The organism is Clostridium sp. 'deep sea' (assembly GCF_014931565.1).
In the GTDB taxonomy this organism is placed as follows: domain Bacteria; phylum Bacillota; class UBA994; order PWPR01; family PWPR01.
Map to the genome: position 1 here is coordinate 1,224,113 of NZ_CP063353.1, position 20,114 is coordinate 1,244,226.

Consider the following 20,114-nt stretch of genomic DNA (forward strand, 5'->3'; position numbering starts at 1 on the left):
TTCCTTTACTCTCCATCATCGTCATAATAATCGAATAAGAGATTCTCAAATTTTACGGAATCTCCTTCTTGTATACCTGCATCTTTTAAGGCTTTTATGATTCCTGTTTTCTTTAGTAATCTTTGAAATCTTTGAACCGCTACTCTGTTTTCAAAGTCTGTAATAGCGGCTAATCGTTTAGCTGTTGGTCCACTTACTACAAATACTTCCTCTTCTATCTTAACGGTAAAAGGTTCTTCTTCTTTCACTGGTACAGTAATTATTAGTGGAATATCCTCTTCACTGTCACTTGGGTTGTTTTCCTCTATTTCCTTTAACTGAATATAGGCCTCACGCATTAATGCTGGTACACCTTTACCAGTTACTGCCGATATTAAAAACACTTTATAACCCTGCTCTGTAAAATAGTCAATAACATCTTGTACTAGTTCTTGTTCATTTATTAAATCAAATTTGTTTAGAGCTATAATTTGAGGCCTTAGAGAAAGGCTTTTATCGTACTCTTTTAGTTCTTTATTGATAGCTTGAAAATCCTCTATAGGATCTCTACCTTCATAACCAGATACATCTATTACATGAATAAAAAGCTTTGTTCGCTCTACATGTCGTAAAAATTCATGGCCTAAACCTTGGCCTTGTGCTGCCCCTTTTATTAAGCCAGGAATATCTGCCATTACAAAGCTTTGACCCTGCTCTAAATATATGGTTCCGAGCTTAGGCTTTAGGGTTGTAAAATGATACCCTGCTATTTTAGGCTTAGCTGCTGATACAGTTGATAGTAGGGTAGATTTTCCAACATTAGGGTAGCCTACTAAACCAACATCAGCTAAAAGCTTCATCTCTAAACGAAGGGTTCGCTCTTCTCCAGGCAAACCATTCTCCGAAAGTGCAGGGGCTCTGTGAACCGAGGTAACAAAGCTAGCATTACCCCTACCCCCTCTGCCACCATTGGCAGCAATGAATTTTTGTCCTTCAATAAGTAAGTCTGCTAACATGGTATTACTATCATCGTCATATACAACTGTTCCGGGTGGAACTTTTACAGTAATATCTAAACCATTTTTACCGTGTTTTTTAGAGCCCTCACCGTGTTTACCACGATCAGCTACATACTTTCTTTGATATCTTAAATCTATAAGTGTACGTAATCCTTTATCTACTTCAAGGATTACACTTCCACCATTACCACCGTTACCCCCTGCAGGGCCACCTAGTGGTACATATTTTTCTCGTCGATATGCTACAATGCCATTGCCCCCTGCACCGCCTGCTACATATATTTTTGCTTTATCATAAAACATTGGGCATAGCTCCTTTCAATCCTGTTATATTATTAATGTAATTTGCTGAGAAACCTCATCTTCGTTAATAATAATGTTATTTTGATTCTTGAATATATTAAGTAGTGAATCTTTAGGAGCATAAAGAAAACAGAGTTTTAATGTGCCATTTTCTCCTTGCTCTAAATCTATAAATTTATCATCACAAGCTATTAAGGTACTGTTTTCAATCAGTAACTCTACAATTTCTTCTACTCTATCAATATTTTTAGGTAAAAAATCTTCTTTACTATTCTCGTCATTATAGGACATTCTAAACCCTGCTGAAATAAGTCTTAAAAACATAGATTGTACTTTAAGGTTATAAATAATACTAAACGTGCTGGCTAATCTTCTTACATGCTTTAAACTAGATGATAATTCTTCGATATAGGAAATTATTTCGTTTGGATTTTTACCAAGCTGAATTCTTAATGAAATATCGTGCAAATAGTTTATATACTCATGACCTAAAGAGCGCCAACATTTATTAACTTCACGTTCTAATTCAGAACTATATTCGTAACTACTCATAAAGTACCTCCTATATATCATACATAACTTATTTTATAATGAAAACAGGGGTTAAGCAAATATAATATAATTGTAAGACAATTGTAAAGCCATTAACGAAAATTCATGTGCAAATAATATTAAAATAGCTTAATAAAACCATTTTTCTTAGTGTTATACAAAAAAAGACTTGCATTTAAGCAAGTCTTTTGTGATTAAATTTAGTCAGCAATTTGCTCTAAAGGTTGAATGCAAACTTTTTTGCGTCTTTTACCCATATGTTGATAAGCAACTACACCATCCATTAATGCGAATAATGTATCATCTCCGCCACGACCAACATTTTTACCAGGGTGAATTTTAGTGCCTCTTTGGCGCACTAAAATAGTACCTGCTTGAACAAATTGACCATCGTGTCTTTTAACGCCTAAACGTTTTGCTTCACTATCTCGACCGTTACGAGAACTACCTACACCTTTTTTATGTGCGAATAGTTGTATGTTCATTCTTAGCATCGTGTTCACCTCCCGAATTGGATAAGGTTATTAATTTTAATTTTATGTTATCAGGGTATTCATCATGTAAAGCTTTGAAACCCAAATGTAGTGTTTTTAATAAAACTTGCGTCAGTTTTTTGTTTTCACTTGATATATTGATTGGTAATTCAATTAACATATCACCATCTTCTATGATGCAATCAACTGGAATTCCTATAACTTCAGTTAAACCGTTAACTGTACTCAAAGCCATTGCTGATGCGGCAGCACATACTATATCGCTACCAGCTTCACTTAAACCCGAGTGCCCATTAACACTGAACTTAAAGATGTGCTTCTGTGGATTTTGCCAGAAAACTGCTCTAATCATTTAACTAACCTTCTATTGATGTAATTTCAATCAATGTATATGGCTGACGGTGACCTTGTTTACGACGTGAATCTTTTTTAGGACGATATCTTAAGATAACAACCTTTTTATTCTTGCCGTGTTCTACAACATTAGCGTTTACTGTAGCTCCTTCAACAAAAGGATGACCAACTTTTAGATCTGAACCATTGTTAACCATTAACACTTTATCAAAACTAACTTGGCTACCAGCTTCAGCTGCTAATAATTCAACTTTAATCTTATCACCAACTGCTACACGATGTTGTCTTCCGCCTGCTTCTATAATTGCGTACATTCCTGCACCTCCCTGTCTGAGACTCGCCGATATGCAGGTAGTCGTTACGACATTTATGGAACCTGTTACGTGCGGTTTTGACGAAGCACCTCGAATAAATATAATAGCAGTTTTTGCATATTATTTCAAGGGTTAATGAACAATTTGTGAAATTCCATAGGTTCTATTAGTTTTTACAACCTCTAAACGTACTCTTTTGCCTACAAAGTTTCCACCCTCTGGTACTTGAAGCACATAGCCATTCACACGTGCTATACCCATAGATGGATTATTTTGATGTTGTTCCTCTATAAATACAGATAAACGATCACCTTCACTAACTGGCAAAGCTTGCATTTGCACATTTTCAGAAGTACCAGCACTGATAATAGTCCAGTCACTAACGTGTCTGTTTTCCGCACCTCTTATAAAAATTGTGCCTCTACATTCTTTTTCCAGTCTATTTAGGTTAGAACCCCCAGAACCTATTAAAACGGCGGCAACTAAAGGGTTAACTTCTATTAATATAGCTTCAGTACTATATGATGAAAAGTATTTTTTTATTTCGTTTTCTAAATAGCTGCACATAGCTTCTTCTGAAATAACCCTTCCTGAACCTTCGCAATAAGGACAGTTTTTTTGCATTATTTCACTTAAACCAGAGCTAACTTTTTTACGTGTCATTTCAACCAAGCCTAAACTGGTTATGCCCAGTACCGTAGGCTGAGCTCTATCATCGATAATTGCCTCATCAAGAGCTGTTAAAACCTTCATTTGATTTACTTCTGTTTCCATATCTATAAAGTCAATTATTATTATTCCGCCAATATCTCTTAAACGTAATTGGCGTGCTATCTCTGTAGCTGCTTCGAGATTTGTTTTAAGAATAGTATCAGCTAAATTCTTTTTACCAACAAATTTGCCAGTATTAACATCAATTACGGTCATGGCTTCTGTTCTATCTATAATTAAATATCCGCCACATTTTAGCCAAACTTTTCTTTTTAAGGCTTTGTTTATTTCTGTTTCTACGCCAAATGTATCAAAAATATCTCTTTTTTGAGTGTAATGAAAAACTCTGTCTATACAATCTGGAGCTAAATCACTTGCTATAGATAATACCCTTTTATAAACCTTGCTATCATCAATTATAAACTGATCTATATCAATGCCAAAAAAGTCTCTTACAGATCTAAAAATTAAATCTGCGTCGTGATGTAGTAATGCTGGGGCCTTTAATTTGCGAGATTTTTCTTTAATACTTTCCCATAATAGTTTTAAAAATCTATAGTCCCGTTTTAATTCTCTATTGCTTACCCCATTTGCAGCAGTTCTAACAATTAATCCTTCCCCATTTTGACAGACTTCATTTGCCAATTTACGAAGCCGTTTACGCTCTTTTTCACCATCAACTCTATGAGATATACCTATGTGACTATCCATTGGAGTTAATACCATGTAGCGTCCGGGTAAAGATATTTTGGAGGTAATTCGTGCACCCTTAGTGCCAATTGGCTCTTTAGTTATTTGAACTATAACACTTTGATTTGGGTGTAAAATCTCATTTATTCTTTTTCTTTTCTTTTTTCGTTTTCCATTTCCGGTCAGCACAGTTTCTATGGGTAATGCGTTTGATACATATAAGTAGGCATTTTTTTCAAGCCCTATATCTATAAATGCTGCTTGCATTCCAGGTAAAACATTTATTACTTTACCTTTATAAATGTTACCTGCTATTCGCTGCTGCTCAGGCTTTTCAACATATATTTCTTGAAGATTGCCGTTCTCCATTAAGGCTAGCCTTATTTCCCGAGCATTAACATTTACTACTATTTCATTTCCCAATAACATCCCTCCTTTACAAAATTTTTAATAATTGTTCTGGTGAAATTAACTCACCATTATAGTCACCTAAAAGTTCAACTCTAATTGCTTTACTATCTGCAAGCTTTATATTTGAAGCTAGCTCCATAACTTCAATAAACTGGCTTACTTTTAGGTTTCCTTTTTGACCTGTTTGCAAACTAACTTGTAGAGTATTATCATCTATAAGGTTAAGGTCACTAAATAGGTCTTTAGCATTAATTTGCTTAGTAGTTCTTTTACTACGTTTGGTAATAATAATTTCATCCTGCTTATTAATATCGCCAATAATTTGCAATAATAACCCTTCATTAAAGCAAGATGACTGTATTTGGTAAATGCCACGCTCCAGCCAGGCCATTAATTTAGGCACTTTTTTAATTACCTTGTTACAGCTAATAACATTAAAGCCTGGTGGTAAATGAGTTTGAAAAGCTTTTATTAATTCGCTTTCAGTTAAATCTTCTGTTAAATGTATATCCATATACTCTGATTTACTGGCTACCCCTAACTCTAATGGAGAAGAAAAAGATATCAACGCATGTGGATTAAAACCTTGGGAATAACCAACTGGAACGTCTGCCCTTTTTGTGGTTCGAGTCATAACTTTTAACATATCACGGTGTGAAATAAATTGCTGTAAATTCTCTTTGGTAAATCTTATCCAGTACCGCATGTTATTCTCCTTTTGTTAACATAACACTTGTTTTTAAGTTTGGGCAAACCCCACAGTCAGTACAAACATCGTGACGACAATCTGGAGTAACTGTAGCCTTTAAGGCCTGTTGATACTCACTCCACAGATGTTCTTTATTTACACCACAACTTAGGTGATCCCATGGTAAAATCTCACTAAATTCACGTTCTCTATTTGCATAAAACGCTGGATCCACATTACATTCATTAAATGCATTAAGCCAAATGTTCCAATCAAAATGTTCATCCCAGCTATCTAGTTTAGCACCATTGTTGATAGCAGTAGCAATAACCTTACCAACACGGCGATCACCACGAGCTAACACAGCCTCTAAAAAGCTGGTAATGGCATCATGATAATTAAACTTAATATAACGGTGACGCTTAAATGAGCTTAAAATATGTTGCTGTTTTTCTTGTAACTGCTCTACAGTATTTTGGGCCACCCATTGAAATGGGGTGTAAGGTTTTGGTACAAAACCTGCTGCACTTACGGTAACATTAATAGGGCCATGTTTACCTAACTTAGCAGTATTTAACGCCATATTATATATACCATTAAGGTCTTCTTCTTGTTCCGTCGGCAAACCAATCATAAAGTAAAGTTTTGCTCTCTTCCATCCTGCTTCAATTGCCTTAGCAACAGTAGTGTAGAGATCGTTTTCTGTTACCTGCTTATTTATTACATCACGTAATCGTTGAGTACCTGCCTCGGGTGCTAAAGTTAACCCACTACGCCGTACTCTTTGCACCTCTTTAGCTAGCTCTATATCGTAATTATCTACCCGTAAGGATGGCAAAGATATACTCACTTTTTCGGGTATTAATATTTCATTAAGATCCTTTATTAATTCGTGTATGCATGTGTAGTCACTACTGCTTAGTGACATTAATGATACCTCATCATATCCTGTGTTTTTTATTAGCTGTTTTACTTGCTGTTTAAGTGTTTCTACACTGCGTTCCCGAACAGGTCTATATACAAAGCCAGCTTGACAAAACCTACAGCCACGCAAACAGCCTCTAAATAATTCTAGTACTACTCGCTCATGGGGTACCTCAATAAAAGGAACAATTGGCTTTAAAGGATAAGCAATCTTGTCCATATCGCTTATTATTCTTTTCTCAACAACCTCAGGAGCAGCTTTATTTAAAACCTTTACTTCTTTTATGGTGCCATCATTGTGATAGCTAAACTCATAAAATGCTGGTATATAAACACCCTTAAAAGAGGCAATAGTCTGTAGAAACTCTACACGGCTAGCCCCTTGCTTTTTCCACTCACTGTGAGCGTTCAAAATCTCAACTAAAACCTCTTCACCTTCACCTAATACCACTATATCTAAAAAATCAGCTATAGGCTCTGGATTGTAAGCACATGGTCCTCCGGTAATAACAAAAGGATCTTTCACACAACGGTCTTTGCTTAAAAGCGGTATATTAGCAAGCTTAATCATATTTAAAACACCAGAATAGCTAAGCTCATACTGCAAAGTAAAACCTAAAAAGTCATACTCATTTACAGCCCTATGCTCTTCTAATGTAAATAACGGTATATTGTTCTCTTTCATTAACTTTTCCATATCAACATAAGGCTCAAATACCCTTGCTGCCAAAGCATTATCTTGGCTGTTAACTATATTATATAAAATTTGAAAGCCAGGGTGGGACATGGCTATATCATATATATCTGGAAAAGCCAATGCCATGGTGGTATCAACTTTATTAAAATCTTTATGCACACTATTTACTTCGTTTCCTATATAACGTGCAGGACGTTGCACAAAAGGTAATAATTTCTCTATTTTATCTCTATAAATCATCTATTTTCACCCCAGATATTAATTATACCTTATCGTAAGGGGAAAAGATAGTCGGGGATTTTCTGTGAAAATGGGGTGGTGATTGCCTACTAGGCAATCAGGGGTGGGCAACCCTTTAGGTTGCGGGGTGGATTTGAGCTTCGCTCTACATGGAGTTGATAACCCTGCGGGTTATGGGGTATACTCGCCTTTGGCTTCGTGGTAAATCACGTAAGCGAAGCAAAACGTATAACTCCTATTTGCGTAGCAAATCTATACCGCGAACGAAGTGAGCCCACTCCGTTTTGACTTGTCAAAACCCACCCCACGCAGGCGTCAGCCGAGTCCACCCCGTATTTGATTTATCAAATACCCACCCCACGATGCTGTAGGCGAGTCCACCCCTATATATCTTTTAACCGAACAGTTGGTCCAAACTTACGAACCGCTCGCATTATTTGGGTTTCGGATAATCTTCCTACTACGTTACCACTAAAGCCTATTAGCACCACTATATTAAATTTACCGGGTATAAATTGATTAATAACTTTTTTAGCTACTGTATTCTCTGAGGCGGTTAGGGTATTGGTATTCCATACTTTTTTTTGTACTGGGTTTTCTTTTATAAGATAGTGTTTAATAAATTGCAGGCGGTAGGTTCTGTACTCTAAAAAAAAGTTTAGCAACAAAAATAATCCCATAATTAATAGGGTTATGTTTACCAATTTAAATATTATGCCAATTACTGAACCTATTATTAAAATCACTATTATTACTATACTTATTAACAAAATATATTTAGTAGCGTTAATGTAACCGCGGCTTTTTACTAACATAGCTCTGTAAACTCTGCCACCGTCTAGGGGTAATATAGGTAGTAGATTAAATAGTACTAAAAGGACATTGCCCTTAACAAATATTTGGGTCACAGATTGCCAATGTAAAGGAATAATACTGTTGCCTAGAATAGCAAATGCTAACATTAATATGTTGACAATGGGTCCTGCCATTGCAAGTTTAATTTCTTTATTAGGCTCTATTTCATTACCACTAGCTATACGTACTCTGCCCCCCAAGGGTAGCAAATTAATCTCATACACGTTTAGTTTAAGGTATAATGCCATTATTATGTGCCCTATTTCATGGGCTAAAACCAATACAAAAAAAATCGAAATAGCCATTAATTGAGCATTAACTGCAGCAAACGTTAGTAAAATAAAAAAAAGAGGGCTTATTTTTATTTTTACCCCCGCCAATTGGCCTAATGTCATGTTATTTCCCCGCTAGTATATTTTTAGTATCTATAACTTTACCATTAAGTCTTATTGTAAAACTAACGCCACTTGTATTGTTAAATTTACCAGTATAACCTATTATAGTTCCCTGTTGTATCTCTTCATTAGGCTTGATTGCAACCGCTTGTAAATATGTATAAATAGTTGTAAGACCTTTGCCGTGATCGATTTCAACCTCCATGCTTTGATTAGCCTGTCTAACTGCTAAAACCTTGCCTTCCAGCACTGCTACAACTGGGTAACCTTCGGGGGCTGTTATAATTACACCCTTATCTGCTGTTGTTTCCTCTGCTAACTGCCCAATAACTGGCAAACTAATTGCTGGTAAGGTGTCTAGGGTATAGTTATCTTCACCCGAAACCACTGGAGTAATTTCGGATTTTGTAAATATTTTGCCGGCTACTTCTTTAACATCATCGAATGTGATATGGGTTAAAAATACTTTCTCTAAAAAAGCTTTGTTTTTGCCAACCCAAGTATCTTTTAAAATAACAGGTAAAATAACTAATAATAGTATTAAAGAACAGGCTATAAGCTTATGGCTTAGCTTAAAATTGAGTGTATTATGGCCTTTATTGTTTTGCCTTCCCCGGTATGATTTATACTTTTCGTAATACTTTGGCTTTTTTCTTTGATACACAATTTCACCCCCTACTTAACTGTATGCAGTTAGGTTTAAAATAAACCTAATTCAAAATATATTTAACAACCTAAAACCAGTAAACAGCTGACTTAATAGCTCTTAACTAGTCCTTGATTATATATATTATGCTTGTATCTAAGTTATGTCTTTAAATTAGGAGTTTGCTGAGAAGTAAACCTAAAAACATCAGGCTATGCTTACGGTGGGGTCTGGCCTCTTTTACTCTACCTTGACTTAGTTAATATTTACAAATCAATTTACATAGGTAGATTTGACATAAGCAAGAGGCCTGACCCCTGTTCAGAATTTACCTAAGAGATTGTCAGTTAATGTTGTAGTTGTTATGGTAACTACGTAATGCCACACCGGGATGCATAAAATGCATCCCCTACATGTGCACAATCACTATAAGTTACAGGAATAATTTTAGATATATATCCAAAGTTTCTTTGATGGTTGGCGTTTAGTTATGTACCAAAAAAGTGCTGTAAGGGAGTTTTTAAGAAGAGTCTTTTTATGAACTAGCGTAATGATCCATCAGAACGCATGTAATACCTTCCCAACAACAGAAGGTTGGTATTGTACTACAAAAAAAACAATTTTAGCTAACGCTAAAATTGAATTTTTTTATGTCTCATACCTATATTCAATATTATGCCTAACGCAATGGTATTGGCTAAAAATGAGGAACCTCCTAAACTTATAAACGGTAGAGGAAGACCTGTTACAGGCATTAAACCTAGGTTCATACCGATATTCTCTAGTATGTGAAATAAAAACATTGCTGATAAACCAGATACCACTAAAGCACCATATAGGTCTTTAGCCTTCATTGCTATTTTAACAGATTTATATACTAGTGTTAAAAATAGAATTACTATTAAGGCTGAACCTAAAAATCCAAACCCCTCACCTAAGGCAGAGAAAATAAAGTCTGTATATTGAAAAGGTATAAATTTTAATCCTGTCATACTATCAGGAGAAAACAAACCCTTTCCTGTTACATTGTATACATAGGTTCCTGTTTCTGTTAGGCGTTGCCAGTTGCCTGAGCCTATGGCAATTCGGGATTGAATAACATTATAGGCTGAGCCAAATTTATCTCTTTCGGGATTCAAAAACGTTAGTATTCTATTTTTCTGATAGTCTCTCATAAATATCCAGGCTATTGGGGCAGCTACTACGCTACCTATACCTGCTATAGTTATATACTTCCAAGGCAAGCCTGCTACAAAAAACATAACAGCTACAATAAACAATACCACCAAGCTTGTACCTAAATCTGGTTCTTTTAATATAAGTACTATTGGCACTAATGCAAACCCTAAAAACATACCTAAACCTACTATATCATGCAGTCTATCTCTTTTTTGAGACAAAAGTCTCGCTAAGCTTAATACAATGGCTATTTTGGCAAATTCCGAGGGCTGTATTTGAATACCAGCTATTATTATCCATCTACGAGCACCATTTCTGCTAACCCCAATCACAAATACAGCTATTAACACTAATATTGTTACAGCATATATAAGATAAGCGGCGTTATTGAAAAAATGATAGTCAATACATAAGATAACAATTAGAGCTACTAGGCTTATAGCAATCCACATAACTTGTCTTTTAACAGAGGAGGTGAATTGTAAACCTTGTCCTCCAGATGTAGTTGCTGATATAGCCAAGAGCCCTACTATTGTTAATATAATAAATATTACAACAATTCCCCAGTCTACATTTTTTAATAATCTTTTTTCAAAATCAAACACTTTTTTTACCTTTTTTTCAATTGTTTTATAGGCACTGTAGTAGATAACGTTACTGTACCAGAATTATTATTAAGTTCTAAAATAACTCCTTCATCGTCAATCTCAACATACTGATTTAAAGATTCTAGTATTTTAACCTTAATTTGATCAGCAATTTCTGGCGAAACCTTTAGTCGATCAGTTATTAAAATATTACGCAACCTAGCTTTAGCCAAGTTACTACTGCTTTTCTGATTACTTTTCATGAAATTAAACAGCATTTACCTAGCCCCCATTCTACTTACCACCGAAAAGCTCTCGGATTGAGGCAAAGAACCCCTTAGGTTTTATTTTTAGACTAAGGAAAGGTACGTTTTCTCCTAACACTCTTCTGGTAATGTTGCTCATTGCTTGTCCTGCTAGCGAATCTTTTTCATTTATTACAGGTTCGCCACGGTTTGTAGATATTACTATATAATCATCATTAGGTATTACTCCCACAAGCTTTATTGCCAAGATATCACAAACATCTTCTACAGATAACATATTTCCCTGTTCAATAAGCTCTGGTCTTACACGATTAAGAATTAAACCAACATCATTAATTCCTTTAGACTCAACTAAACCAATAACCCGGTCAGCATCACGTACAGCTGATACCTCTGGAGTAGTAACAATTAGTACTTTATTTGCACCAGCTACAGCATTTTTAAATCCTTGCTCTATGCCAGCGGGGCAATCAATTATTACATAATCATGGTCTTTTTTAAGTTCCTCACAAAGATCTATCATTTGCTGTGGAGACACCGCATCCTTTTCTCTTGTTTGGGCCGCTGGCAAGAGGTATAATCCCTCAAAGCGTTTATCTCTAATTAAGGCTGATCGTAGCTTGCATTTGCCTTCTACATAATCAACTATGTCAAATACTATTCTATTCTCAAGCCCTAATACTACGTCTAGGTTTCTTAATCCTATATCTGCATCTATTAATACTACTGATTTACCCATTTGAGCCAATCCAGCACCTAAATTCGCAGTGGTTGTTGTTTTACCAACTCCTCCTTTACCCGAAGTAATGGTAATTATTTGTCCCATGGTTATCCCCCTCAGCGTTACCTTTATTCTTTAGTCAGTACTACTATATTATCATCTTCTATGCGGGCAATCTCTAATCCTGCCGTATTTTTAATATTGCTTTCTTTTTCTGCCCTTACAATTAAGTCAGCTATGCGTATTTGAGCTTGTGGGGCATCAAACTTTTTACAGCTAATAAAAGTCTCCTTATCTCCATTAATCCCAGCATGAACTGTACCCCTAATTACACCCATAACACAAATATTACCGTCTGCTTCAACTTGAGCACCACTATTTAAATCACCCATTACCACTACATTACCTTTATGTTTTAGGTATTGCCCAGAGCGTATGTTTCCCATGTGAAATTGAGTTGGCAGTACTATATATTTTTCTTTTACTTCATTAGTTAATTTTGGTACACTATTAAGGTACTGTTGATAATTGTTAATACTTGCTATTGATGTGTTATTAGCCATTGCACTAGCTATGATTTTAAACTGCCCTTCATTTATTATTTCGAGTGTATTGCTCTCTAACTTTATAGCTGCACCCTTAAAAAACTTAGTATTTTGAATAAATTTCTTCTCTAAGTCTTGTAAAATTTCATTAAATGTAAATGTAGCGTTAATTAAGATTATAATTCCGCATTTTCCACCTTTAATAGTTAAAGCCTGTGTTGCCAAATTTACTCACCTTCCATTTAATATACATTGTTCTTAATTTTATTTTGATGCAATATATGCTGCAATCTCTTCTTTAAAGTATTCCTCATAAATTTGGCGGGCTACAGGGGCAACTGTTCTACCTCCAGATAAACCCTGCTCCATTAAAACAACTACCGCAATCTCTGGTTTTTCATAGGGAGCATATGAGATAAACCAACCGTGGTTTTCCCAACCATAATCTTGGGCTGTTCCTGTTTTTCCAGCAACTTCAAATGGCAATATCTGCTTATAACCTAGCCTATAATCATATTTATGAAATGCCCAAAAACCAGATCCTGTATGTCCATCAGCACCACCCTTTTCTTGGGTTACTTTACGCATACCCTCTCTAACTAAATCTAGGGCTTTTTTTTCTATTGTTTGTTTGTCTAATACTTCAGGTTCTGCTTGGTAAATTATTTCACCGTTAGTATTTGTAACTTTATCAACAATGTATGGTTTATTTCTAAATACTGTGTAGGTTCCATCTTCTTGCAACGTACCATTTGCCAACATAGATGTATAAGTGGCAATTTGCAAAGGTGTTACTCGATAGTCACCTTGGCCAATTCCAGCCTGAGCAAGTTGCCCTCCAGTAGGTTTGCTTTTATGAATATCTATAAACTTCTCTAAATCTACTACTAAGCCTTTGCTTAAACTAGTAGCATTAGCTATACTCTCCTCACCATCACTATTGACTGTTTTATATGTTAAATCTGTAAACTCAGGTGATACTCCAAAACCAAATTTACTATAATATGTTCCAATATTCTCTATTCCTAACTTTTCACCCAGTGGGTAGAAGTAGAGATTGCATGAGTTTTTTAGTCCAGCAGTTAAGTCAATAGGCCCTCCATGACCAGATTTATCCCAGCAAAAAAGTCTTGAACCACGCCAGTTATTATATAAACCTCGATAAACAGCATTACAGTATATAGTGGTATTTTCATCGATAACTCCCGTTTCAATTCCAGCTATACCGATTAAAGGTTTTAAGATTGATCCAGGTGGCCTTGAAGCACCAGTAGCTCTGTTTGTACCTGGCTTAAATCTTTTAACGAAGGGGTCGTCCTCATTCCAAATATCTGCATAGTTATCTCTATCTACCTGTGGAAAAGAAGCTATAGCCTTAATTGCTCCGGTATTCACATCCATAACTACAACTGCTCCCGAATAAGGCAAATCTTTTTCGGCAGTGGAGTAACGTTTATATTTAGCCTCTCTTAGTATACGATCACGGGTTTCTTGCATAGCATCTAGCAAAGCATCTTCGGCAACCTTTTGCAGATCTTTATCTAAGGTTAAATGTAAATTATCTCCTTGCTCAGGAGGAATTACCTCAAGTTCATTGGTTGGCCTGTTGTATCTATTTACCTCTACTAAACGCTTGCCATCTTTACCCTTTAAATACTCATCATAGGATTTTTCTAAACCCTCTCTACCAACTCTATCTATTTCATTTATGCCTCCTAAAATATGAAAGCCATAGTTGCCTAATTTATACTGTCGTTCAGGGTATACCTCTACCATAATATTAGGTAGATCTGCACGCATACCCTCAATTGAGGCAACTATTTCAAGCGAAATATGATTAACTGTTTTACGATTAATGGGTGCTAGCCTAATTGGCTCAAATTGTCTAAATAATCTACGAGCCTCGGCTATTTCAACCATAGTGTCTATTAACTCTTGTAAAAGGCGTTGCTCATTAGCTAGTTTATAAGCACTTAAGCTTTGTTCCTTATTAATATTGCTTGCTGGATCTTCCTTGTATTGTTTTTCGAATTCCTCAGTTATTTTTTGAGGCAATAGTATTTTAGCTATTTGCTCAATTGATTTTAGGTTTTCTTCGGCGTTTACATAGGTCATAGAAATTACATATCCACTTTTACTATTAACTATTACTTCGCCCTTGGCATCATATATTACCCCACGACTTGCAGGTATAGTTAATTGACGAACACTCCTATTTCTAGCTTTATCTGCATTCGCTTTACCATTAATTAGTTGAAGCCAAATAAGGCCCCCAATTAAATAGGCGCCTACAAAAAAAATTATGAGGATTAAAACTCTCCATCTTTGTTTTTCTATATTATTTTCTTTCATCTTCTGACCACATCTTTACTTTAGTTAAAACAAAATGAATAAGAATACAAATTAAAACATTATATAAAATTGTAAAAAATATAACTTTTATATTTATCATATTAAAATTAACACTTATAAATATTTGAAAAATTTTTATAAATAAATATTTAAGTGTAGTTGATACAATTGTAAATACTAGTGCTATTTGCACGTTTGAATAAAAAAAATTATGTCTAAAATAACCAATTACATAACCTACAGTTACATAAAATATACTATATAAACCAATGTAATCGGCAAAAAGTATGTCGTACATTAATCCTACAACTAAACCTGTTATTAAGGCCGGCTTATTTCCTTGTTGTAGTGCTAAACATACTATGTAAACTAAAACTAAGTCTGGGACAACTCCATTAATTTCAAAAAGCTGACCCAAATAGGTTTGAACTACGGCAATAAAAAAGCCTATTAATACATAATATCTTTGCTTCATTACTATTGTCCTACTACTTTTTGGGGTTTAGGGTTGGTAATTATGATAACTTCTTGTAATCTGCCTAAATCTATATGGGGTTTAATAATAGCCCTCTGAAGCAATCCGTAGGCATCCTTTTTTAGTTCTTTAACCACACCTACTGGTATATCTGGTATGTAATAGCCTCCTAAGCCTGTAGTCACTACCGTAGAGCCAAGCTCAATTTGAGCCTCGTGAGTAAGATAAATCATCTCCATCATACCTGGGTTTTTTGTACTACCTTCAATTACTCCTTGGTACCACAATATGGGCTCTTCTTTTGGTACATCTGGCACTGCTTCTTCATCTGTTACCATAGAAGGATTTGGCTTATCAGCTATTTTAGTTGGTAAAACTTTATTGGACACATGTGCGGCAGCCGCAATGTTTTTAGCTGGGTCAACTAATAAATGTACTTTAGAGGTGTACTTATACACCTCTTCTACAATACCTACTAATCCAATTTGTTTATCTTGTATAGAAACTACAGTCATACCTTTAGTTATGCCTGAGGAGCTTCCTATATCTACGGTTACACCTTTATACCAATCTGAGGGATCACGCATAACTACGCGAGAGAAGGCCATAGTTAACTCTGTATTTTTTTGCTTATAATTTAAGGCCTCTAACAGGCTTTTGTTTTCCCTTTTAAGCTCTTGATTTTCGCTCTGAAACTTCTTTAACTGTGCTATTTCAAAAAGCAATTCATCTCGCTGATTTTGAACATTTTTAAAGTCTTTAATATTTTGCATAGTTTTAGTTCCAAAGTTACTAATGCTTTTAAATATCACTTGAATAGGATAAAAAGCTCTATCGGCAACACTAGCTATACCTCTGTGATAATTACTGCCTATAGTAAGCACCATTAACACCAAAAGTATAGAAATACTAATAATAATTGTTATATGTTTTTTCCACTTCTCCCACATAGTATACTCCAAATTTTATTTTTCAGATTTTTTACCCTTTGAAACATAATCTAAATATTTACCAGCTCCAATAGCTACTGCAGTTAAAGGGTTTTCGGCTAAAAACACAGGCATATGAGTAGTCTCACTTATGCGTATGTCTAAACCTTTTAGTAATGATCCACCACCACTTAGTAGTAAACCTCTATCCATTAAATCCGCGGCTAATTCAGGTGGGGTACGTTCAAGAGTAAATTTTACAGCATCAATTATTGACTCTATACACCAGTCAAGGGCTTCTCTAATATCTTTTGAAGTGACCTGTATTGTTTTAGGTAATCCTGTAAGTAAATCTCTACCCCTTACATTCATTTCAATATTCTCTTCGTTTTCTACGGGTATTGCTGAACCAATACTTATCTTAATATTTTCTGCAGTTCTGGCACCTATGGCTAAGTTAAAGTTACGTTTAATATAACTAATTATGGCTTCGTCCATCTTATCTCCGCCAACACGTACAGAACGAAACTTAACAATGCCTCCAAGTGATATTAAGGCAACCTCAGTTGTTCCACCGCCTATATCTATTACCAAATTACCTTCTGCTTCCATAACTGGCAAATTAGCTCCAATTGCTGCAGCCATAGGTTCTTCTATTGTTAAGGCCTCTCGTGCACCGGCTTGAACAACAGCCTCTTTCACGGCACGCTCTTCTACCTCTGTGATTCCACATGGTACACACACCACTACTCGTGGTTTTACAAATCCTCTATTTTTATAAACTTTTTTTATAAAGTCAGCAATCATTTTTTGGGTAACATCAAAGTCTGCTATTACACCATCTACCAAAGGTCTTATTGCTGTTATGTTACCAGGAGTTCTACCAATCATTTTTTTGGCATCGTTTCCTACAGCCATTATCTCTCCGGTGTTTTTTCTTATTGCTATAACTGAAGGCTCTTGTAAGACAATACCCTTACCATGTACATACACTAGAGTATTGGCAGTTCCTAAATCTATACTAATATCTTTCGAAAAACTGTTTAAAAAACTCATTATGGTTGGGCTCCTTTCTGTGACTGATATACTATAGTATGCCCTCCCTTTTAAAACTTAAAAAGGAGTTATGCCCAATTATTAAATGATCTATTATGTTTATTCCTATTATTTCGCCAACTTGTACTAATCTTCTTGTAATACCTAAATCTTCACCGCTTGGAGTGGTATCTCCACTAGGGTGATTGTGTGCCAAAATACAGGATACAGCGCTATGACGAATAGCCTCTCTAAACACCTCTCGAGGATGTACTAACGAGGCATTTACTGTTCCAACATGAACCTCACAACATTTTATAACCTTATTTTTTGAGTCTAATAAAACTGCTAAAAAGTACTCTTTAGCTCTGTACCTCAAACGTGGTATCAAAAAATTTGCTGCTGATTCAGGACTTGTTATTGCATATTGGTCTGCTTCTGTTTTGATTGCAATTCGGCGAGAAATCTCTAAAGCTGCTTTTAAACGAGTAGCTTTAGCTACACCTACACCATGTATTTCTAAAAGTTCAGGCACTGTAACATTTATAAGATCAGATAAACTATATTTTGCTAATATATGATTAGCTAAATCTAAAGCAGTTACACGCTCATTATTGTGTCTTGACCCAGCAGTTAGTACTAGGGCAATTAACTCAGAGTCTTTTAAATACTGTTCACCTAACTTAACCATACGTTCTCGTGGTCTTTCATCAGGCACCATGTCTTTAATTGTATAATGCATATTTTGTGCTATTTCTTTTGATGCCATTGTGAAAATACCTCGAAATTAAATTTTTTTAACATCTCCCCAACAGTCTCAACTGGTAATCCAACAACATTACTATATGACCCAGTTATACTTTTAACAAAAACACCCGCTAAACACTGTATGCCATATGCACCAGCTTTATCGTATGGCTCATCAGTATTTAAATAAGCCTCTATTTCATTGTGATTTATCTCTCTCATTTCAACTAAAGTTTCAACAGCAGCTGCTAGGTGCTGTGATGTACTTTTATCTATAACACACACCCCCGTTAAAACAGAATGCTGTTTACCACTTAACACTTTTAAAGTTTCATAAGCATTTTTTCTACAAGTAGGTTTACCTAATATTCTATTTTGATAAACCACAATTGTATCAGCTGCAATAATAAGCGAATTCTTAGTAGATATATTCTGTGATGCTGCTTTTGCTTTACCTACAGCGTTATCTATAACAATTTGCTTCGGCGTTAATTTACCACCCATATTTTCATTAAAATCTGCAACCACAACCTCTGGTTCGATACCTATTTGTTTTAATAGTTGTAATCTTCGTGGTGACGCTGAAGCTAAATATATTTTTTTCATATTAAATCCACCTAAGCTCAGAAATAAAATAATGTACAATCTACTATTTATTTTACCAATAATTCAACAAATAAAACAGTAATTTTTGTATGAATATTAAATTTATTTAAATTTAATAATAGTTAAATTTTGGTAAAATTCCAAATTATATTAAGAGATAATTATTATGCTCTTAAACCTTAGCTATATTGAGTCAAAAAAAACTATTGATTTTATAAATTTAATTTGTTAGAATTAACTAAATAAACATTCAGCTAGTTAAAATATATTACGAGATAGATTCAAAAAAGGAGAAAAAAAATGAAAGCACTATACCAAGAGGCAGTTCATAAAGCTGTACTTAAAGATGTTGAAAAGCCTGTTCTAAAAAGCGAAAAGGATGTATTAGTTAAAATTACCTCAACAACTATTTGCGGTAGTGATGTACATATAATTGAGGGTGTTATACCTACTAAACCAGGCTTTGTATTAGGCCATGAGTATGTTGGTGTTATAGAAGAAGTTGGTTCAGAGGTTAAAAAGTTTAAGATTGGTGATAGAGTTACTGGTCCCCCTGCCCCTTATTGTGGTGAGTGTATAAATTGTAAAAGAGGCAACGTTGCTCATTGTTTAAATGGCGGTATACATGGCAGTGGAGAGGCTATGGGTGGCCTCGATGGTACACATGCTGAATATATGAGTGTTCCACATGCAGACAACTGTTTGTTAAAGCTACCAGCTAATATTACTGACGAACAGGCTATTTTTGTATCAGATATTGCTGCAACAGGTTACTCAGCGGCCGTTCATTTTGGGGTAAAAAACACAGATAATGTTGTTGTTTTTGGTTGCGGACCAGTAGGTTTATCTGCAATAGCTACAACAAAGTTGCACAATCCTAAAACCATAATTGCTGTTGAAAAATCAAAAAATAGGTTAAAAAAAGCGTTTGAAATGGGCGCTACACATGGCGTTGTTGTTGGAGAAGACAATGTTTTGGCCAAAATAGCTGAATACACCAATAATTTTGGAGCTGATTTAGTAATTGATGCTGTAGGCCTAGAGGTTACAATAAACCAAGGGTTAGAGTGTTTAGGTATTAATGGTAATCTATATATGGTTGGTATACCAGCAAAGCCAGTAGCGATTGATCCTAAACACTTCTTTAAGAATATTACCTTTGCTATGGGTCTTGGTAACTTAACCATTATAGAAACATTATTAAATAAAGTTATTGAAGGTAAACTTGATTTAACGCCCCTTATTACTCATACAATGAAGCTTACAGAGATTGAAAAAGCCCTAGATATGTTTATGAATAATCCTGATGAGGTTGTTAAGATTATAATAAAACCTTAAAATGTCTATATATACCTATAACATGATTAACAATCTGCTATAATACATATAGTAGATTGTTA

Annotated in this window: 21 protein-coding genes; 1 reads left to right on the forward strand and 20 read right to left on the reverse strand. The window is 35.1% G+C overall.

From position 1 onward, the window contains the following. Positions 1–5 precede the first annotated feature (5 nt). The 20 genes from obgE to IMX26_RS05895 form a co-directional block, all read right to left on the reverse strand. Positions 6–1,301, reverse strand: coding sequence for a GTPase ObgE (obgE, locus tag IMX26_RS05800; protein ID WP_195160734.1), 1,296 nt, complete (start codon positions 1,299–1,301; stop codon positions 6–8). Between the two features lie 24 nt (positions 1,302–1,325). After that, complete coding sequence (locus IMX26_RS05805) at positions 1,326–1,853, reverse strand: hypothetical protein (protein WP_195160735.1); 528 nt, start codon at positions 1,851–1,853, stop codon at positions 1,326–1,328. A 200-nt stretch (positions 1,854–2,053) separates the two neighbouring features. Then, positions 2,054–2,347: a 50S ribosomal protein L27 gene (rpmA, locus tag IMX26_RS05810; protein ID WP_195160736.1), complete on the reverse strand. Its 294-nt coding sequence runs from the start codon at positions 2,345–2,347 to the stop codon at positions 2,054–2,056. Next, positions 2,313–2,699 (reverse strand): ribosomal-processing cysteine protease Prp, encoded by a 387-nt coding sequence (locus IMX26_RS05815; RefSeq protein ID WP_195160737.1) that lies wholly within the window; start codon positions 2,697–2,699, stop codon positions 2,313–2,315. The genes rpmA and IMX26_RS05815 overlap by 35 nt, the downstream gene beginning before the upstream one ends. A 4-nt stretch (positions 2,700–2,703) precedes the next feature. Beyond that, the gene (gene rplU / locus IMX26_RS05820; protein ID WP_195160738.1) at positions 2,704–3,015 is read right to left on the reverse strand and encodes a 50S ribosomal protein L21; all 312 of its coding nucleotides are present in this window, start codon (positions 3,013–3,015) and stop codon (positions 2,704–2,706) included. Positions 3,016–3,147: 132 nt separating this feature from the next. Beyond that, complete coding sequence (locus IMX26_RS05825) at positions 3,148–4,839, reverse strand: Rne/Rng family ribonuclease (RefSeq protein ID WP_195160739.1); 1,692 nt, start codon at positions 4,837–4,839, stop codon at positions 3,148–3,150. Between the two features lie 13 nt (positions 4,840–4,852). Continuing rightward, positions 4,853–5,533 carry a TIGR03936 family radical SAM-associated protein gene (locus IMX26_RS05830; protein WP_195160740.1) on the reverse strand — a complete coding sequence of 227 codons (681 nt, stop codon included), beginning with the start codon at positions 5,531–5,533 and terminating at the stop codon, positions 4,853–4,855. A gap of 1 nt (position 5,534) precedes the next feature. Then, positions 5,535–7,376: a TIGR03960 family B12-binding radical SAM protein gene (locus IMX26_RS05835; RefSeq protein WP_195160741.1), complete on the reverse strand. Its 1,842-nt coding sequence runs from the start codon at positions 7,374–7,376 to the stop codon at positions 5,535–5,537. Positions 7,377–7,759: 383 nt separating this feature from the next. After that, a complete protein-coding gene (locus IMX26_RS05840) occupies positions 7,760–8,626 on the reverse strand; it encodes a site-2 protease family protein (RefSeq protein ID WP_195160742.1) in 867 nt (288 codons plus the stop codon). Position 8,627: 1 nt separating this feature from the next. Further along, positions 8,628–9,290 (reverse strand): M23 family metallopeptidase, encoded by a 663-nt coding sequence (locus IMX26_RS05845; RefSeq protein ID WP_195160743.1) that lies wholly within the window; start codon positions 9,288–9,290, stop codon positions 8,628–8,630. Positions 9,291–9,904: 614 nt separating this feature from the next. Further along, positions 9,905–11,056: a rod shape-determining protein RodA gene (rodA, locus tag IMX26_RS05850; protein ID WP_195160744.1), complete on the reverse strand. Its 1,152-nt coding sequence runs from the start codon at positions 11,054–11,056 to the stop codon at positions 9,905–9,907. A 5-nt stretch (positions 11,057–11,061) separates the two neighbouring features. Continuing rightward, positions 11,062–11,301 (reverse strand): cell division topological specificity factor MinE, encoded by a 240-nt coding sequence (gene minE / locus IMX26_RS05855; protein ID WP_207729327.1) that lies wholly within the window; start codon positions 11,299–11,301, stop codon positions 11,062–11,064. Positions 11,302–11,332: 31 nt separating this feature from the next. Next, positions 11,333–12,130: a septum site-determining protein MinD gene (minD, locus tag IMX26_RS05860; protein WP_195160746.1), complete on the reverse strand. Its 798-nt coding sequence runs from the start codon at positions 12,128–12,130 to the stop codon at positions 11,333–11,335. A gap of 23 nt (positions 12,131–12,153) precedes the next feature. After that, positions 12,154–12,795, reverse strand: a complete 642-nt coding sequence (locus tag IMX26_RS05865) for a septum site-determining protein MinC (protein ID WP_195160747.1) — start codon at positions 12,793–12,795, stop codon at positions 12,154–12,156. A 39-nt stretch (positions 12,796–12,834) separates the two neighbouring features. After that, positions 12,835–14,922, reverse strand: coding sequence for a penicillin-binding transpeptidase domain-containing protein (locus tag IMX26_RS05870; protein ID WP_195160748.1), 2,088 nt, complete (start codon positions 14,920–14,922; stop codon positions 12,835–12,837). Continuing rightward, a complete protein-coding gene (gene mreD / locus IMX26_RS05875) occupies positions 14,909–15,397 on the reverse strand; it encodes a rod shape-determining protein MreD (RefSeq protein WP_195160749.1) in 489 nt (162 codons plus the stop codon). The genes IMX26_RS05870 and mreD overlap by 14 nt, the downstream gene beginning before the upstream one ends. A 2-nt stretch (positions 15,398–15,399) precedes the next feature. Further along, entirely contained in the window at positions 15,400–16,347 is a 948-nt protein-coding gene (gene mreC, locus IMX26_RS05880) for a rod shape-determining protein MreC (protein ID WP_195160750.1), read from the reverse strand. Positions 16,348–16,362: 15 nt separating this feature from the next. After that, on the reverse strand, positions 16,363–17,382 hold the full coding sequence (locus IMX26_RS05885; RefSeq protein ID WP_195160751.1) for a rod shape-determining protein: 1,020 nt from the start codon (positions 17,380–17,382) through the stop codon (positions 16,363–16,365). A gap of 31 nt (positions 17,383–17,413) precedes the next feature. Further along, positions 17,414–18,130 (reverse strand): DNA repair protein RadC, encoded by a 717-nt coding sequence (gene radC / locus IMX26_RS05890; RefSeq protein WP_195160752.1) that lies wholly within the window; start codon positions 18,128–18,130, stop codon positions 17,414–17,416. Then, the gene (locus IMX26_RS05895; RefSeq protein ID WP_195160753.1) at positions 18,112–18,714 is read right to left on the reverse strand and encodes a Maf family protein; all 603 of its coding nucleotides are present in this window, start codon (positions 18,712–18,714) and stop codon (positions 18,112–18,114) included. Before IMX26_RS05895 ends, radC begins: the two co-directional genes overlap by 19 nt. A 300-nt stretch (positions 18,715–19,014) precedes the next feature. On the opposite strand from IMX26_RS05895, the gene IMX26_RS05900 reads away from it, so the two are divergent. Continuing rightward, the gene (locus tag IMX26_RS05900) at positions 19,015–20,052 is read left to right on the forward strand and encodes an alcohol dehydrogenase catalytic domain-containing protein (RefSeq protein WP_195160754.1); all 1,038 of its coding nucleotides are present in this window, start codon (positions 19,015–19,017) and stop codon (positions 20,050–20,052) included. The last annotated feature ends 62 nt before the right edge of the window (positions 20,053–20,114 follow it).

Coding starts and splice junctions, on each gene's coding strand:
- IMX26_RS05895 (WP_195160753.1), bottom strand. CDS start 18,714: ATGAAAAAAATATATTTAGCTTCAGCGTCACCACGAAGATTACAACTA.
- IMX26_RS05815 (WP_195160737.1), bottom strand. CDS start 2,699: ATGATTAGAGCAGTTTTCTGGCAAAATCCACAGAAGCACATCTTTAAG.
- rpmA (WP_195160736.1), bottom strand. CDS start 2,347: ATGCTAAGAATGAACATACAACTATTCGCACATAAAAAAGGTGTAGGT.
- IMX26_RS05870 (WP_195160748.1), bottom strand. CDS start 14,922: ATGAAAGAAAATAATATAGAAAAACAAAGATGGAGAGTTTTAATCCTC.
- IMX26_RS05805 (WP_195160735.1), bottom strand. CDS start 1,853: ATGAGTAGTTACGAATATAGTTCTGAATTAGAACGTGAAGTTAATAAA.
- mreD (WP_195160749.1), bottom strand. CDS start 15,397: ATGAAGCAAAGATATTATGTATTAATAGGCTTTTTTATTGCCGTAGTT.
- IMX26_RS05840 (WP_195160742.1), bottom strand. CDS start 8,626: ATGACATTAGGCCAATTGGCGGGGGTAAAAATAAAAATAAGCCCTCTT.
- IMX26_RS05885 (WP_195160751.1), bottom strand. CDS start 17,382: ATGAGTTTTTTAAACAGTTTTTCGAAAGATATTAGTATAGATTTAGGA.
- obgE (WP_195160734.1), bottom strand. CDS start 1,301: ATGTTTTATGATAAAGCAAAAATATATGTAGCAGGCGGTGCAGGGGGC.
- IMX26_RS05900 (WP_195160754.1), top strand. CDS start 19,015: ATGAAAGCACTATACCAAGAGGCAGTTCATAAAGCTGTACTTAAAGAT.
- minD (WP_195160746.1), bottom strand. CDS start 12,130: ATGGGACAAATAATTACCATTACTTCGGGTAAAGGAGGAGTTGGTAAA.
- radC (WP_195160752.1), bottom strand. CDS start 18,130: ATGGCATCAAAAGAAATAGCACAAAATATGCATTATACAATTAAAGAC.
- IMX26_RS05830 (WP_195160740.1), bottom strand. CDS start 5,533: ATGCGGTACTGGATAAGATTTACCAAAGAGAATTTACAGCAATTTATT.
- IMX26_RS05835 (WP_195160741.1), bottom strand. CDS start 7,376: ATGATTTATAGAGATAAAATAGAGAAATTATTACCTTTTGTGCAACGT.
- rplU (WP_195160738.1), bottom strand. CDS start 3,015: ATGTACGCAATTATAGAAGCAGGCGGAAGACAACATCGTGTAGCAGTT.
- minE (WP_207729327.1), bottom strand. CDS start 11,301: ATGAAAAGTAATCAGAAAAGCAGTAGTAACTTGGCTAAAGCTAGGTTG.
- mreC (WP_195160750.1), bottom strand. CDS start 16,347: ATGTGGGAGAAGTGGAAAAAACATATAACAATTATTATTAGTATTTCT.